This is a genomic window from Epilithonimonas hungarica, assembly GCF_900102265.1.
Taxonomy (GTDB): domain Bacteria; phylum Bacteroidota; class Bacteroidia; order Flavobacteriales; family Weeksellaceae; genus Epilithonimonas; species Epilithonimonas hungarica.
Genome location: NZ_FNBH01000004.1, coordinates 257,963 through 273,773, shown reverse-complemented (window position 1 = coordinate 273,773; position 15,811 = coordinate 257,963). Strand labels below are relative to the sequence as shown.

General features: G+C 35.4%; 14 protein-coding genes and 1 tRNA gene. 8 read left to right on the top strand and 7 right to left on the bottom strand.

The features are described from left to right. Positions 1 to 43: 43 nt before the first annotated feature. A complete protein-coding gene (locus BLT30_RS16010) occupies positions 44 to 634 on the bottom strand; it encodes a T9SS type A sorting domain-containing protein (protein WP_089874575.1) in 591 nt (196 codons plus the stop codon). A 155-nt stretch (positions 635 to 789) separates the two neighbouring features. On the opposite strand from BLT30_RS16010, the gene BLT30_RS16005 reads away from it, so the two are divergent. Together BLT30_RS16005 and BLT30_RS16000 are read left to right on the top strand one after the other, a co-directional pair. Then, positions 790 to 1,662, top strand: a complete 873-nt coding sequence (locus tag BLT30_RS16005; protein WP_089874574.1) for an AraC family transcriptional regulator — start codon at positions 790 to 792, stop codon at positions 1,660 to 1,662. Positions 1,663 to 1,781: 119 nt separating this feature from the next. Continuing rightward, positions 1,782 to 2,264, top strand: coding sequence for a SixA phosphatase family protein (locus BLT30_RS16000; protein WP_089874573.1), 483 nt, complete (start codon positions 1,782 to 1,784; stop codon positions 2,262 to 2,264). A 54-nt stretch (positions 2,265 to 2,318) separates the two neighbouring features. On the opposite strand, the gene alaS is transcribed toward BLT30_RS16000, so the two are convergent. From alaS to queG, 3 genes are all read right to left on the bottom strand, one after another. Continuing rightward, positions 2,319 to 4,922, bottom strand: a complete 2,604-nt coding sequence (alaS, locus tag BLT30_RS15995; RefSeq protein ID WP_089874572.1) for an alanine--tRNA ligase — start codon at positions 4,920 to 4,922, stop codon at positions 2,319 to 2,321. 215 nt (positions 4,923 to 5,137) lie between these two features. Then, entirely contained in the window at positions 5,138 to 5,815 is a 678-nt protein-coding gene (locus BLT30_RS15990; protein ID WP_089874571.1) for a TIGR02117 family protein, read from the bottom strand. A gap of 235 nt (positions 5,816 to 6,050) precedes the next feature. Beyond that, the gene (gene queG, locus BLT30_RS15985) at positions 6,051 to 6,974 is read right to left on the bottom strand and encodes a tRNA epoxyqueuosine(34) reductase QueG (protein WP_089874570.1); all 924 of its coding nucleotides are present in this window, start codon (positions 6,972 to 6,974) and stop codon (positions 6,051 to 6,053) included. Positions 6,975 to 7,105: 131 nt separating this feature from the next. Between queG and BLT30_RS15980 the strand changes: the two genes are divergently transcribed. Next, a complete protein-coding gene (locus tag BLT30_RS15980) occupies positions 7,106 to 7,393 on the top strand; it encodes a rhodanese-like domain-containing protein (RefSeq protein ID WP_089874569.1) in 288 nt (95 codons plus the stop codon). 342 nt (positions 7,394 to 7,735) lie between these two features. On the opposite strand, the gene BLT30_RS18415 is transcribed toward BLT30_RS15980, so the two are convergent. Further along, positions 7,736 to 7,858 carry a hypothetical protein gene (locus BLT30_RS18415; protein WP_262488092.1) on the bottom strand — a complete coding sequence of 41 codons (123 nt, stop codon included), beginning with the start codon at positions 7,856 to 7,858 and terminating at the stop codon, positions 7,736 to 7,738. A gap of 156 nt (positions 7,859 to 8,014) precedes the next feature. Between BLT30_RS18415 and BLT30_RS15965 the strand changes: the two genes are divergently transcribed. Then, positions 8,015 to 9,157, top strand: a complete 1,143-nt coding sequence (locus BLT30_RS15965; protein ID WP_089874566.1) for a DEAD/DEAH box helicase — start codon at positions 8,015 to 8,017, stop codon at positions 9,155 to 9,157. On the opposite strand, the gene BLT30_RS15960 is transcribed toward BLT30_RS15965, so the two are convergent. Both BLT30_RS15960 and BLT30_RS15955 read right to left on the bottom strand, forming a co-directional pair. Continuing rightward, a complete protein-coding gene (locus BLT30_RS15960) occupies positions 9,154 to 10,167 on the bottom strand; it encodes a helix-turn-helix transcriptional regulator (RefSeq protein WP_089874565.1) in 1,014 nt (337 codons plus the stop codon). The two genes, BLT30_RS15965 and BLT30_RS15960, sit on opposite strands and share 4 nt — an antisense overlap. Before the next feature lie 125 nt (positions 10,168 to 10,292). Beyond that, positions 10,293 to 10,625, bottom strand: coding sequence for a HopJ type III effector protein (locus tag BLT30_RS15955; protein ID WP_089874564.1), 333 nt, complete (start codon positions 10,623 to 10,625; stop codon positions 10,293 to 10,295). Between the two features lie 88 nt (positions 10,626 to 10,713). Between BLT30_RS15955 and BLT30_RS15950 the strand changes: the two genes are divergently transcribed. The 4 genes from BLT30_RS15950 to BLT30_RS15935 all read left to right on the top strand — a co-directional run bounded on the left by BLT30_RS15950 (position 10,714) and on the right by BLT30_RS15935 (position 15,805). Next, positions 10,714 to 10,814, top strand: a tRNA-OTHER gene (locus BLT30_RS15950). A gap of 175 nt (positions 10,815 to 10,989) precedes the next feature. After that, positions 10,990 to 12,744, top strand: coding sequence for a hypothetical protein (locus BLT30_RS15945; protein WP_089874563.1), 1,755 nt, complete (start codon positions 10,990 to 10,992; stop codon positions 12,742 to 12,744). A gap of 161 nt (positions 12,745 to 12,905) precedes the next feature. Continuing rightward, the gene (locus tag BLT30_RS15940; protein WP_089874562.1) at positions 12,906 to 13,346 is read left to right on the top strand and encodes a MarR family winged helix-turn-helix transcriptional regulator; all 441 of its coding nucleotides are present in this window, start codon (positions 12,906 to 12,908) and stop codon (positions 13,344 to 13,346) included. Between the two features lie 26 nt (positions 13,347 to 13,372). Then, a complete protein-coding gene (locus tag BLT30_RS15935) occupies positions 13,373 to 15,805 on the top strand; it encodes a TonB-dependent receptor (RefSeq protein WP_089874561.1) in 2,433 nt (810 codons plus the stop codon). Positions 15,806 to 15,811: the final 6 nt, after the last annotated feature.

The window sequence follows — 15,811 nt, the reverse complement described above, 5'->3', positions numbered from 1 at the left end:
GAAGCTTTTAGAAAATAATATATATAACCTTAGTTTCGAGAAACTATTTTAGAGAAATCATTCTGCTGAAACTATCGCCATCTTTTTCAACGTTGATGATATAAGTTTCAGGATTTGCAGGATTCAAATCGAAAGTCAAATCGATCGATCCATTTTTTGCAACGTTATTTTTACTGTAATAAGTGTTGTTTGCTGTATCGAAGACAGAAACTTTCACATCGCCGATCACGTTGGACATTTGTAACTTAACTACGTTTTTGTTGATGATGTATTCTGGTTTAGAAATCGCAGAGACAGGAGATTTTTCCATGGTAACATTTTCACCATCAACTACAATTTTATATTTTTCAATTTTAGCCTCAGATTCTGCAACCAGGAAGTAAGTTCCGGAAGCAATTCCGCTCATATTGTAGGATTTCTCAACATTATCATTTTTAAGTGTTTCAGAAAAAATTTCGTTTCTGTCACTATTATAAACGTATAGGGAAACGTTTTTCGCATTCGAAACTTCGAAATGTAAAGTTTTCTGACTAACTTCACCAATAGCTACAGAAAAATCTTTATCCTTAGCCATCATACTTGTAGAGATGAATATACTTGCTACAAGAAAACCAAATTTTAATATACCTTTCATAATAATTTCTTTTTAATTGTTTTACTATGCAAATGTATAATGGATAAGTCTTAAATAATACAATACAATTTTCATTTATATGTGCTATATTAACATTAACTAAATATTAATTAATAAAATAAGGTAATTTAAAACATATTCAATAACTTTGTATTATGAAGCATTACAATCCTGTTCTAGAGTCCGTAAGTCCCGATATCGGTAGCAGTTTTACTTGTTTAAGATATTCTAGGAATGAAAATATCAAGACCAATTTCTGGCATTATCATCCCGAGATTGAATTGATATTTGTCTTTGGAGGTTCGGGCAAGAGGCAGATCGGGAGCAACATTTCTTACTTCACAGACGGTGATTTGATTCTCATCGGAAGCAATCTTCCGCATTGTGGGATGACGAATGAAAATACCAAAAACGAATATGAAGTTGTGATACAGTTTTCAATGGATTTTCTGGGTCCGCAATTTTGGAAAGCACCGGAAATGATACGAATTTCATCATTATTGGAAAAAGCAAAAAGCGGGATTGTCTATGGCGAGCGCGTGAAAAAAGCTTTGAAGTCAAGAATCGATGCTTTGACAGAAGCTTCATCCTTGACCAAATTGATGATCCTGGTTGAGATCCTTGACGAACTTTCTCAAACGCAAGACTATAAAATCATGAATGCTTCAAAATATTACCTGCAGACCCAAAAAGAAGACAATGACCGGATCAGCGTGATTTTCAATTATGTGAAAGACAACTTCAAGGAGCAGATCGCTTTGGAAACGGTTGCAGAATTATCCAATATGACAGTCCCTTCTTTTTGTAGATATTTCAAGAAAATCACGAATAAAACGTTCACTCAATTTGTGAATGAATATAGAATCACACATTCCTTAAAACTTTTGGCAGAACAACCGATGAGTATTACGGAAGTCTGTTTTGACAGTGGATTCAATAATTTTAGTTACTTCAATAAGACCTTTAAAGAATACACAAAAAAAAGCCCTTCCCAGTACAGAAAGGAATTCAGTAATGTGATTGCCTGATACCAATACAAAAGTCTATTGCATATGTTTTTTATCATTCTTCAGAAATTTTTATAAAAAAAACATATCAAAGTATCAAAAATATTCTCTAATTTTAATTCAATATTAATTATTTCTGAATGAAAACACTTTTACTCGTAAGACATTCCAAGAGTGATTGGCCAGAAGATATCGAAGACTTTGATCGTCCTTTGACTGATTTGGGTATAATAAATGCTACAAAAATGGGCAATTATTTAAAAGAAAGATCAGTAGATATCGAGTCATTTATATCGAGTCCTGCGAAACGTGCCCTTCATACTTGTGAATTATTTTCCAAAGTTTTTCAAAGATCCTATTCAACAGATGCAACATTATATAATCCAAGAGAAGCTAATTTCGAAAATTTAATATACGGTTTAGATGATTCCATCAATTCCGTTGCATTATTTTCGCATAATAACGGAATCTCAAATTTTGCAAACTCCCTAACAGACGAGATTGTGAATCTTCCAACATCCGGAGTGGTAGGCTACGAAATAGACTGCGATAGTTGGAGTGATTTCGAAATGGCAAAAAAACGGTTTCTCTTTTTTTATTCTCCGAAAAATTTTAATCAATAATTTCAAATAAAAAAACTCCCAAATATCTGGGAGTTTTGTTTTTATTATTTATTTTTATAATTCTAAAGCTTTCTGATAAGCATTTTCCAGACCATCAATATTTTTTCCTCCTGCTGTTGCGAAGCCCGGATTTCCGCCGCCACCGCCTTGGATTTCTCTAGCCAGATCTTTTACAATCGTTCCGGCCTGATAACTAGAAGCCAAATCATCGGAAACACCAACCGTAATCATTGGTTTTCCGTCATTGTCAGATAGGATGACCGTTACCGAAGTCGGGATCTCTCTTTTTAACTGGAATACAATGTCTTTTACAGAACCTGCGTCAAGAGAAGTTTTCTTCACTAAAAGTTGCTTGTCGCCTTTGTGCTTATAAGCGTTTTTCCAGTCGCCGATTTCACCTTTTGCTTTCTCTTTTTTGAACGCTTCCACTTCAGATTTCAGTGAAGTATTTTCTTCGATTAATTTCTCAATAGATTTTACAATATCTTTTGATTTCAACAGTTGGGAAAGTTCTGTAATCTGTTTTTCAAGATTTTTGAAATATTCAGCAGATTTATCTCCGGAAATTGCTTCGATCCTTCTGATTCCTGCTGCAGCAGAACTTTCGGAAACGATCTTGAAATGACCGATCTCACTGGTATTTTTTACATGGGTTCCACCACAAAGTTCCATTGACGTCCCAAACTGAATCATTCTCACATTGTCGCCGTACTTTTCGCCAAACAGAGCCATCGCTCCTCTATCAAGAGCTTCCTGGATCGGAATGCTTCTGAATTCCTGTAACGCAATACTTTCCTTGATTTTGGCATTCACTTTATCTTCAACCAGCTTCAATTCTTCATCTGTCATTTTACTGAAATGAGAGAAATCGAAACGAAGATAATCGGGACCAACGTAAGAACCTTTTTGCTCCACGTGAGTTCCCAAAACGTCTCTCAAAGCCTCGTGCAACAAATGTGTTACAGAGTGATTGGCTTGGGAATTTTTTCTGTCGGCTGCATTGACTTTAGCATAGAAAATAGCGCCTGCATCTTTCGGAAGTCCATTGATCAAAGAAATAATCAATCCGTTTTCTTTTTTAGTTTCTAAAACTTCAAAGCTTTCGGTTGCATTTTCAAGTGTTCCTTTATCACCTATTTGTCCACCACCTTCCGGATAGAAAGGAGATTCGCTCAACACGACCTGATAAAATTCGCCGTCTTTATTTTCTACTTTTCTGTATCTTGTAATGTAAGTTTCTGACTCGATTTTGTCGTATCCAACAAAGTTTTCCGGCTTTTCTTCCAAAGTTACCCAATCATAAACTTTCTGTGCAGAATCTGCTTTTGAACGTTGTTTTTGTTTATTTAAAGCCTGTTCAAATCCTGTTTCGTCAATAGTTAAACCTTTTTCTTCCGCAATAATCCTTGTTAAATCATCAGGAAAACCGTACGTATCGTACAATTCAAAAACTTCTTCTGTTGGCAATACTTTTTTACCTTCATAAATGGTCTGCTGAATTAATTTTTCAACTCTGATTAATCCTGTCTCAATGGTTCTAAGGAAAGATTCTTCCTCACTTTTAATTACTTCAGTAACCAAAGTTCCCTGTTTCTCCAATTCTGGGAAGAATTTCCCCATCTGTTCCTGAAGAACACCCACCAACTGATAAAGGAAAGGCTCTTTTCTGTCCAAAAATCTGTAAGCATAAGAGATTCCTCTTCTTAAAATTCTTCTGATAACGTAACCAGCTCCCCCGTTGGAAGGTAATTGTCCGTCAGCAATAGCAAAAGAAACAGCTCTGATGTGGTCCACCACTACACGTATTGCGATGTCTTTTTCATCTGTTAAAATTCCTGTATATTTTTTTCCTGAAAGTTCCTCAACTTTAGCAATTAAAGGCGTGAAAACATCTGTATCGTAATTGGATTCTTTCTGTTGTAAAGCCATACAAAGACGTTCAAATCCCATTCCGGTATCGATGTGTTTTGCAGGAAGATTTTCCAGAGTACCGTCTGCTTTTCTGTTGAACTGCATAAAAACAAGATTCCAGATTTCCACAACCTGAGGATGGTCATTATTCACTAATTCAAGTCCGGAAACTTTCGCTTTTTCTTCTTCACTTCTCAGGTCAACATGAATCTCGGAACAAGGTCCGCAAGGTCCGCTTGCGCCCATTTCCCAGAAATTGTCCTTCTTGTTTCCGTTGATGATTCTGTCTTCAGAAATGTATTCTTTCCAGTAGTTGTAAGCTTCGTTGTCCCTTTCCAGATTTTCTTTTTCGTCGCCTTCAAAAATAGTTACGTAAAGATTTTCTTTAGGAATTCCGTAAACTTCCGTCAACAATTCCCAAGCCCACGAGATCGCTTCTTTTTTGAAATAATCACCAAAAGACCAGTTACCCAACATCTCAAACATTGTATGATGATACGTATCACGCCCAACGTCGTCCAGATCATTATGCTTCCCGGAAACTCTCAAACATTTTTGAGTATCGGCAATTCTTGATGCTTTAGGTTCTTTGTATCCTAAAAAATAATCTTTGAACTGCGTCATTCCGGAGTTGGAAAACATCAGCGTCGGGTCATCTTTCAGAACAATTGGCGCAGAAGGAACAATCAAATGTTCTTTGCTTTTGAAAAAATCTAAAAATTGCTGTCTTATCTCTTGTGAAGTCATAATTTAATTTTGCTTGTTTGAAGCTTTTTGTGGTTGGCAAATTTAATGAAATTATGTGATTTTGAGAATGTTTTTCTATGTCTAAAATTGAAATTTATGGCAAATCCGCGGCCGGGATAGTAAGGGCGCGAGTGAAACGAGCGGTCTTGTCAGAAATTTTTAATTTTTGACAAGACGAAACCCCTGAATAGCCCAAGATGTCCGCTCGAAATATATTATTTATAATGTTGAAAAATCCCGAAATCCGAAGGTGTCCAAAGCGCCGCTTTTTGTCCTGCGACTTTCAAACCGTTATTTGCCCAAGTATTGCAAGTGTAAGTGAAATTGTAGCTGCCTTTTGCATCATAAAAAGCATCGTTATTCCCATAAACGGCATCCGTTTTTATCAGAATATATCTTCCGGAAGCATCTTTATCAAATCTATCATCTATGAATTTTATAAGATTCTGATATTGCTTTTCCGTCAGCATCATTTTTTTACAATCATCTCCTACTTTCATTTGTTTGTAATAAGTGCAGTGCATCGCAGAATCGCTTAGCCAAAAAGCAGCTTCGAAAGCCGTTGAAAATTTGAGGTCAGCCCAGGTTGGTGTGTCAAGATAGAAACCTTTATCACCCCAACCGAAAGAGATATAATTGAAATCCGTCTGTTTCCCTCTTATATTTTCGAATGGTAATTTCTCACTCCAATCAACATATTTTGTTTTGACAGGAAGCACCAAATCTGTGTGTACACCATTGGTCAAGATGAACAATTCTATTGTTTTTGGTTCGTTAGTTTTTTCAGCCTTTACAGGAATATAAGGAATCAATAATCCCAAAATGATATACAAAAAAACGACTCCAATAATGAAGCCGGTTATTTTTATGATTATTAGCAGCATTTTTTTCATTCGGTTGTTTTTACGAATCGTAGAGAACAATAAAGATAATAAAATTTTTGAAGCAAAATAGATATGTTAATTTTTTTTAATTTTTCTTGGATTTATGGAAATTTATTTTGAAATTTAATAACGAAAAATCATTAATATATGCCGAAAAAACGCCAATCCAACAAAAGATTAAAAATTAGAGTAAAAGTTGCACCGAAGAGAGTTCAAAAGAGAAAATAACTCGATAAACGGGATTTTATTCTGACAAGAAATCGAGATTCCGTTTTAGTCCTGCAAACTTTGTCCGTTTAACTGCGGATTTTTTGAAAACCGAGGAAAAAACTTCTTGGGTAATGTCTTTCCACTCTTGTTTTGTGAAATTTTTAAGTTGAGAATTCGGCTGAAATTTCTCTTCCAAAGTAGGAGTCGAAAAACGATTCCAAGGACAAACATCCTGGCAGACATCGCATCCGAACATCCAATCGTCCATTTTGTCTTTGAAAAAGTCAGGAATCTGGTCTTTCAGCTCGATGGTTGCATAAGAGATGCACTTGCTTCCGTCGATGATCTTATCAGAAATGATCGCTTGAGTCGGACACGCATCGATACATTTGGTACAGCTTCCGCAATGGTCTGTAACAGGAGAATCTTCGACCAGATCCAAATCACAGATAATCTCAGCCAGAAAATAAAAAGAACCGTATTTTTTGGTGATCAGATTAGAATTTTTCCCAACCCAGCCAATTCCGGATTTCTTAGCCCAAGCCTTTTCCAAAACCGGCGCCGAATCTACAAAAACACGGCATGAGAACTCTCCTATTTCTTCCTGAAGTTCTGCAACCAGCGTTCTCAGTTTTTCTTTGATAACATCATGATAATCTTCTCCGTAAGCATATTTTGCCAATTTGAAATTATCGTTCTGAAGTTTTTCCTCCGGAAAATAATTATAACTCAAAGAAATCACAGATCTAGAACCTTCAACAAGCAATCTCGGGTCAAGACGTTTATCGAAATGGTTTTCCATGTATTTCATCTCGCCGTGATGATTGTTTCTCAACCAATTTTCGAGATGGGAAGCTTCTTCCTCCAAAAAATCTGCCTTTGAAATCCCACACGACTGAAACCCAAATGCAGAAGCTTTGGTTTTGATAAGTTGCGTGTGTCTTTCTTTAGGATTCATAAATATTTTGCGAAATTAAGACATTTAATCAATTTCGTTCAGAATTCATTTCTAAGGCTAAGGATTTTGTATGGAAATTTGAAATTTATATTGTAGTTTTGTTATAATTAAAACAGTAAAAATTTAAATTTATGGCAATAGAAGACGTATTGAGAGCGGGAAATTATCATCTGATCGATGTTCGTGAACCTTTGGAGCTGGAAATGGATGGAAGTATCGCAGAAGCTAACAATATTCCTTTGGGCGATATCGAAGCTCACATCGATGAAATCAGAGCTTTGGATGGAAATGTAATATTCTTCTGCAGATCTGGGAACCGTTCCGGAAAAGCTACAGATTTTTACAGATCTCAAGGATTTGAAAACGTTTACAACGGTGGTGGTTATAATGACCTTAGTCAGACTTTGGAAAATCTTTAAGATTAACTTTATAAAAAAGCAAAAGCGGGAATTGTTCCCGCCTTTTTAGTTTTTACCCCTTGATAGAAGCCACATTACTAAACCGATAACACCGACTACGAGGATAATTCCCCACCACATTCCGGCTTTAAAGATAGTTTCCACTGCTTCGCAGCTTGTTAATAATCCTAACATTAGGAATAATGGAATAATATTGATATATTTTCTCATAATTTATTTATTTGTGCTGAAAATTCAAAACTTAAGCCAAATTGATATTTTTTTGACAAAAATTGAAATTCCGATTTTCTTTTTAAATAAATTATTAAAAAATGAAACCACTGAAATTCAGTGGTCATTGGATCATGCTTTTATCGTTTTCTTAACTTTATTTTTATTCGTCCTTTCTTCTATCTTGTTTACGATATATCCGATAACAAAAGGCGCAATCCAGGTCAATGCCATTCTTAACAATCTTGATTTCATATCTTTAAATTTTTAAGATAATTACAAGAAATGCGCCATTTTGATACTCTCCTATCTTTGACAATAATTACCTTGAAGAAATTTTAAACCTTAATATCACATCAAGTTTAGAACAGAACCAAAACCAATCACTTATCTTTGCCGTAAATTAGTTTTATGTCATTTGAATCGTTGGGATTATCACACAATATTATCCGCTCTGTTAAAAAATTGGGCTACTTAAAACCTTTCCCTATCCAGGAGCAGGCCGTTCCGGTTATTTTGAAGGGCAAAGACCTTATGGGAATTGCACAGACAGGTTCGGGAAAAACGGCTTGTTTTATAATGCCTATTTTAGAAAAACTACAAAACACGGAAGTTAAGAAGGACCGTAACGTACAGGTTTTGATATTGGTTCCTACAAGAGAATTGGCGATACAGATCGATGAAGTTTTCAGAGCATTTACAGATAATCTGAAGCGTGATATCCGTACAATGGCTGTTTATGGCGGTGTTTCTATCAATCCACAGATGAAAGGACTATTCGGTGTGGAAGTTCTTATTGCAACGCCCGGTCGTTTACTGGATCTGATCGACCATAATGCATTGAGCATTTCCGGAATTCAGCATTTGGTGATCGATGAAGCCGATAAAATGTTTCAGTTAGGTTTTGGTGAAGAAATGAATAATCTCTTTGCGATGATGCCCGTTGCAAAACAGACGACTTTATTTTCTGCGACTTTAAATGATAAAGTTACTGAGATGAAAGAACGTCTTTCCATCAATCCTACAATTATTGAGATCAAAAAAGAAGAGGTTGAAATCGATAATATCGAGCAATTGGCCTATCACGTTTCTCCCGAAAACAAAGGTCCGTTTCTAAGATACCTGATCAAAGAAAAGAAAGTTGAAAAAGCATTGATTTTCGTTTCTTCTACAAGGTCTGCAGATAATCTGGTTGAAAAGCTGAAGAAAAATAAAATAAAAGCAGTTGCCATTCACAGCCAGAAATCGCAGGGTGCACGAAGAAATAATCTGGAAGAATTTAAAGTCAACGGGGCACAAATTCTAGTGGCCACAGATCTGATCGGCCGTGGAATCCACATTGGATCCTTGCCCTGTGTCATCAATTACGAATTGCCTCGTTCGCCTTTGGATTACATCCACAGAATAGGAAGAACTGGCCGTGCAGGCGAAAAAGGAACTGCCATTTCGATTTTAACGGATGATGAACTTCAACATTTCCGGGTGATTCAAAAGAAAATGGGCAAAAAAGTGACATTACAAAGAACAGAGGATATTAATTTACATGGTTATTAATTTTCAGATTGATCAGAAGTATAATTTTCACTGGCCAGCTTCAGGCTTTTAGCAATTCTTTGTTTTAATTTTCTAGGGGTCAGAACTTTGATAAACTCTCCCATTCCAAGAATCATTCTCTCTAATTCGAAGTTCAGCTGAACACAGATTTTGAAAGTCGTTCCACTTTCATCTTCCTTGATGATCTCCTGGGAATGATGAAAAGGTTTGGTTTTCACATAAGGTGCATGTTTCTGTGCGATGAAAAAAATTACATTCTGCGGCCGTTGCGTTTCGGAAACTGTTGCGCCAATCACTTCACCAAAATATCTGTCCGCATTGAAATCTTTATCAATATATTCGATTTTATCTTCAATTGTGATTTCCTCCATTCTGTCTAAGGCGAGATTCATGATCTTATTTTTATGCCAACAAATCAAAAACCAACGGTTATTATATTCTTTCAATAATTGTGGATGAACGATGTACTGATTGGATTCTCTGGCTTTGAAACTTTTGTAAAGGATCTTCAGAACCTTTTTGTTCAGAATATTTTCGTAGAGAATATCAATATGTTCAAGACCTTTCAACTGTTCATTTTTATCAAGATGAATGATTGATTTTTGATTGGTCGATTGAATCGAATCTTCCAATTTCTGAATCACTCCATTCATTTCCTTGAACATCGAAAAATCCTTGAATTGTTTCAGAATCTGAACTGCGTTATTCATGGCCTTCAAATCATTTTCATTGACGGAAATATTATGAATACTGTAATCCGGGTCGCTGTAACGATAAAATCTTCTTTCGTAAACTTCAATTGGCGCTTCGTAACCAAACTTCTCACTTCGCATGTTCTGCAAATCCAACTGAATTGTCCTTTTGCTCACAAAAGATTCTTTGCCTTCAAATTCAAATAAAGCTTCGGAACATTCGTCAATCAAATCTTCGAGTGTATATTTTTTATACTTATTCTTCAGACATTTGTCAAGTGTTTTGTAGCGGATTAATGCGTTTTTATTTGATGACATTGTTGTTCGGTTTTAGTTATACACAAAGGCACATTTTGTCATTCCGTAGGAATCTCTACAAAATTCTCATTATTAATCGTTTAGATTCCTTCGGAATGAAAAAGCATATGGAAAGTCTATATATATTATTTTTTTATCAAAGCCTCTCCTTCAAACAAAATTCCATCCCAGCCAAACTCGATAAAGTTTCTGATATTCTGATGATCAACTCCTTCAGGATTTTTTAAAACATCTGTTCTATAAAAATCACCGAATAAAGCTAAAGTCTCATCTTTCGAAAGTTGATTCAATTTCGCAAAACTGAAAACTTTGCAAGAACCATTATTTTGATTAGCTTCATTAACTATATTTCCATTCGTGAATTTCGTTGGCGTGAAATCATAATTGTCATCAATAAAAGCAATCACGTCTTTAAAATCAATTGTTTCCTGAGAATTTTTCAGTTGTTCTAAAATCATTTTAATAAAATTTTATCAAAAATATTTAAAATAATTTTTCTACGCAAAAAGATTGCGTACTTATGTAATTACTTTGCATCAACAATTCGACGCAGTAGCTCAGTTGGTAGAGCAACAACTACTTTTCGCTTTGGGCAAAAAAAGTTCCTAAGCTGTGTGTCACAGGTTCGATTCCTGTCTGCGTCACCAATCGATAAAGAAAGTTCCTATACAATTTCTTTTAAAAATGATACTTTCCATCGATATTAAAGCAAACGAAGTTCCTATATTTGGTAAATTACTTCCCGCTTTTTTTTAACAAAACAATAGGTAAAAGGAGTTCCTATAAATTTCCAAATTACTCCTCACTTATATGTAAAAAATTATGAAAACACTACAATTATTCAATGCAGTTATTGCAAAAGAATCGAATGAAAAAGCATTTGTTTCCGATTTAGGAATCGTAATTGAGCCTAATGCAGTTTGGGCTAAAAACCAAATTTTAAATTTTTATGCTAAAGAAAAATTAAGTTCTGAAGCTCTGAATTCAACATTTCATAAATCGTGGTCAAAAATCAAAAAATCATCTCGGTTCGAATTACTTTTGGATCAGATTAAACATTATTTTTCTACTTATGGAAGTAATTTTCAAGATGAAATGTATATTCCGAATGAAGTGTTGGAAGTGCCTGAAAACAAACTGACATTTAAAATCATTAAAGCTTATTCTAAAGAAGAATTAACGAAAAAAGCCTTAGAATTATTACAATCAGGAATCGCTTTGAAAGAAGAAACAATTGATGATTTGTTATTTGTTTTAACCAAAGAATTAAATTATCAATTTATGGGAGATGAAACCGTTAAAAACAAAGAAGCAGTTGTGAAAATTGCAGATTTGTTTGAAATTTATCCAAAAAACCCAACTGAATTTTTGCGATATATTGTTTTCAAAGCGACTGACTCAACTTTATTAATTAAAAATAACGAAGTGTTAGAAGCTATAAAATCAACAAAATATAATCCTACAAAAGCTTTTGAGACATTCGGATTGGAAAAACTAGCAACTATTTTTAATCGTTTCAAACCTATATTTTTAGCTTTTAAGGACAAAAACCCAACGATAATCAACAAAATAAGCAAATTATCAAAAACACTTCATCAGCCATTGATAAGTAATCCGTTGAATGATGTTACCAATTCTCTCTTATCTGAAAATGAGAAACATTGGTTGGATAACGCTACACCTTTTGCATTGTTCAAAGCACTTTCAGCTTGTTATTCGAGAATGAATGGGCAAAACGCGTTTGTTTATAGAATACGAAATGGAAAGTCTTGGGTGAAAAAAAACAAAAGCAAAGATGAAGTTTGGAGCAATTATTATTTCATTTTAGAATATATGAAAACTCGTTTCAATCTTTCTGGAAAACGAATTTTCATTCCAAAAGATATTGACTATGCATTACCAACTTCCGAGAAAATGTTTGTTGGAAATATACCAACCGGAACCCGTTTTTATGCTAAAAAAATGGCAGTCGGAATTTATTGGGAAAACAAATGGGGAGCTAATGATTTGGATCTTTCAGGTTTAAATATAGGTGGAAAAATTGGATGGAATGCTCAGTATAACCAAAACGAAGGTAATTTGATGTATTCAGGCGATATTACTGATGCGCCAAATGGAGCCACCGAATATTTGTATGCCAACAGAGGCTTATCATTTCCAACATTAGTAATTTGTAATGTGTTTGGAGGTTCTTCAGAGGCTGGTTACAAAATAGTAATAGGAAAAGGTGATGAGATAGATTATAATTATATGATGAATCCGAATAATTTATTATTAGAAGCCAAATGCACTTCGGTTCAACGTCAAAATATTTTAGGAATTTTGATTCCAAATGACGCAACACAATGTTTTGTAATTTTGAATTTTGGAGCTGGTCATTCTCACGTTTCTGGAAATTCTGAAATTTCTACTTTGGCAACGCAGGCATTATATCAGCAATGGTCAAATCCGTTAATTTTTAATGAATTGATAGTTGAACTTGGAGCCGTTTTAGTAGATAAAAAAGAAGATTCTGACTTCGACTTTTCATTAAACAAATTAGAAAAAGATAGTTTCACAAAGATTTTTTATAAATAAATTCTAAAAATAATTTTAGTTAGGATTAAAGCTTAACACTTAAAATTAACTCCTCAAATAATTTTGAGGAGTTTTTTTCACCTATTTGTAACAAATCAAAAACAATCACAACAAATTAATTGATATATCAATAATTGATAAATCATTTTAAATTTAAACCTATGGAAAAATTAGATTCAATCATATTTTACAACATCGATAAAGCGATTAGAGCTTACAGAAATTACGCACAGAGACAACTCAAAGAAAACGGTTTCAACATCACGATTGACCAATGGCTCATCATAAAAGCGATTCTCGAAAATCCGGAAATCACACAAAACGAAATCGGAAATCTGGTTTTCAAAGACAATGCATCAGTCACGAGAATTATCGAATTATTAGTAAAATCAGAATTCATATCCCGAGAAGTTCACCCCAATGACCGTAGAAAAACCAATCTGAAAGTTAACAAATCAGGAAAAGAAATCATCGAAAAAGTTCAGAACCTCATCGAGAATAACAGAAGCGTAGCCTTAGAAAATGTTTCAAAAACCGAACTCGAAATAATGAACATCGCCCTACTCAAAATATCAGAAAACTGTATCAACACCAAAAAATAAAAGTTCAATCATAAAAAAATAACACAATGACCAGAATATTTTTAGCCATACTAATTTGGACAGTGTCTTTTTTCACAACATTGTTTGCACAGTCCAGCCAGAATTTTTCCTTGTCGGGAGCGATTGATTCCGGCAATGCGAATCAGATAGAAATCAATCTATTCAATTCAGAAAACAAATTGGTAAAAACAGAAGTTGCAGACCAAAACGGGAAATTCAGTTTTAATGATTTGATTTCAGGGAATTACAATCTCAAAATCAATAAAAGCGGAACAGAAGTTTATCAATCACAAGTTTCTGTCAATGGAGACATCACACTTCCTTCGATTTCACTCAATGAAAAAGCTATTGAAGCCGTGACAATTACCAAAGCAAAACCTTACATCGAGCGACAAGACGGAAAAATGATTCTGAATGTAGAAAACAGCATCGCCTCCACCGGAAATTCAGCCTTCGAAGTGTTGGAAAAAGCGCCAGGCGTGAATATCGACAGCAACGACAATATCAGTATGCGTGGCAAAGCAAATCTGCTCGTCCAAATTGACGGAAAAAACACACCGATGACAGGAACCGACCTCGCCAATTACCTCAGAGGAATCCCGTCTTCCTCGGTTGAAAAAATCGAATTCATTACCAATCCGTCTTCAAAATACGATGCATCCGGAACTTCTATCATCAACATCAGACTCAAAAAAGACCAGAGAAAAGGCACCAACGGCAGTCTTTCCACATCTCTCGGAACCGGAAAATATGTGAAGAACAACAACAGTTTCAGCATCAATCACCGGAACAAAAAAGTGAATCTTTTTGCCAACTACAGCTTTGCTTATAGAGAATTCTTCAACAAATTGACTTTGGACAGAAACTTCTACGAAAACGGAACGTTCCAAAACGCCTATGTCCAAAACAATTTCCTGAAAATGAATTTCCGTAATCACATCGCAAAAGTCGGAATGGATTATTACGCCAACGATAAGAATGTTTTAGGATTTTCAGTTGGTCTTGTGAGCAATAGATTCGACCCGACGAGCAATAATGACACTCAGATTCTGAATCAAAATTACCAGCCAGACGGAACTTTCAACACCAAAAGCAACAACCGCGACCATTGGAAAAATGCATCTTTGAACTTCAATCACAAATACAAAATCGATTCGCTGGGTTCAGAACTCACGACAGATTTGGATTATATCAATTATGCCAACACATCGCTTCAAAACTTCAATACAAGAAATTTTGATAATGATGGAAACCTTTCTCCGTCAAGTCCAGATAACCCAAATCCATACATTTTAAAAGGCGATTTGGACGGAAACCTCAATATTTATTCCTTAAAATCAGACCTTACCAAAGTCTTCAAAAAGAATTGGAAATTGGAAACAGGACTTAAAACGAGTTTTGTAAAAGCGGACAACGACCTTCAGTTTTTTGATGCCAGTTCCGGAACTTCCATCATTGATAATTCTAAGACCAACCATTTCATTTACGAGGAAAACATCAATGCCGTTTATGGAAACGTGATTAAGAATTGGGAAAAATTCAAGGTCAATTTTGGTCTCAGAATGGAAAACACCAACGTGACGGGAAATCAGCTCACAACCAACCAAATCAACAAAAAGAACTACACACAGTTATTTCCAAGTGCCGTTTTTTCTTATGATGTGGATGACAAAAACAGCGTAGAACTCAACTTCAGCAGAAGAATTACCAGACCGAATTACCGTCAGCTCAACCCTTTCAAATTCTATCTGGACCCGACAACCTACCAAGCCGGAAATCCCAATCTCGACCCGCAGACCACAATGAGTTATGAGTTCACGTACAGTTTGAGCAACAAGTATTTTGCGACCTTGAGCTACAGCAAAACCAACAAAAACATCACGGATGTCCTGATGCCGATTATCGAGGACGGAAAAACAGTGGTGGTACAAACCAACGAGAATCTCAGTTCCGCTTCTTATTACGGACTCAACCTGATTACGCCTGTAAAAGTGACCAAATGGTGGGAGATGAACAACAGTGCCAATTTCTATTACGGTAGTTACACCGGCAATATTTCCAACACCAATATCAAGAATCAAGGGAACTTCACATTTGACCTCAACAGCATCAATTCTTTCAAAATCGGAAATGGTTTTTCGGCAGAACTTTCAGGAAACTACAAAGCCAAAGAAGTTTACGCCTATATGTACCTGAAACCGATGTGGTCTGTAAACATCGGTGCTCAGAAGAAATTCAAGAACAATAGTACGCTCAAGTTCTCTTTCAACGACATCTTCTTCAAGAGCAATCCGGAAGCTAAAAACATCTATTCCGGCTATGTGGAAAACTTCATCGTGAGAAGAGACACCAGAGTGGCAACGCTTTCCTACACCTATAACTTCGGTTCAGGAAAATCCGGACAAGCGAGGAAAACTGGTGGGGCTGATGATTTGAAGCAGAGGGCTGGGAATGGGTAATTGCAT

Coding starts and splice junctions, on each gene's coding strand:
- BLT30_RS16010 (WP_089874575.1), bottom strand. CDS start 634: ATGAAAGGTATATTAAAATTTGGTTTTCTTGTAGCAAGTATATTCATC.
- BLT30_RS16005 (WP_089874574.1), top strand. CDS start 790: ATGAAGCATTACAATCCTGTTCTAGAGTCCGTAAGTCCCGATATCGGT.
- BLT30_RS16000 (WP_089874573.1), top strand. CDS start 1,782: ATGAAAACACTTTTACTCGTAAGACATTCCAAGAGTGATTGGCCAGAA.
- alaS (WP_089874572.1), bottom strand. CDS start 4,922: ATGACTTCACAAGAGATAAGACAGCAATTTTTAGATTTTTTCAAAAGC.
- BLT30_RS15990 (WP_089874571.1), bottom strand. CDS start 5,815: ATGAAAAAAATGCTGCTAATAATCATAAAAATAACCGGCTTCATTATT.
- queG (WP_089874570.1), bottom strand. CDS start 6,974: ATGAATCCTAAAGAAAGACACACGCAACTTATCAAAACCAAAGCTTCT.
- BLT30_RS15980 (WP_089874569.1), top strand. CDS start 7,106: ATGGCAATAGAAGACGTATTGAGAGCGGGAAATTATCATCTGATCGAT.
- BLT30_RS18415 (WP_262488092.1), bottom strand. CDS start 7,858: ATGAAATCAAGATTGTTAAGAATGGCATTGACCTGGATTGCGCCTTTT.
- BLT30_RS15965 (WP_089874566.1), top strand. CDS start 8,015: ATGTCATTTGAATCGTTGGGATTATCACACAATATTATCCGCTCTGTT.
- BLT30_RS15960 (WP_089874565.1), bottom strand. CDS start 10,167: ATGTCATCAAATAAAAACGCATTAATCCGCTACAAAACACTTGACAAA.
- BLT30_RS15955 (WP_089874564.1), bottom strand. CDS start 10,625: ATGATTTTAGAACAACTGAAAAATTCTCAGGAAACAATTGATTTTAAA.
- BLT30_RS15945 (WP_089874563.1), top strand. CDS start 10,990: ATGAAAACACTACAATTATTCAATGCAGTTATTGCAAAAGAATCGAAT.
- BLT30_RS15940 (WP_089874562.1), top strand. CDS start 12,906: ATGGAAAAATTAGATTCAATCATATTTTACAACATCGATAAAGCGATT.
- BLT30_RS15935 (WP_089874561.1), top strand. CDS start 13,373: ATGACCAGAATATTTTTAGCCATACTAATTTGGACAGTGTCTTTTTTC.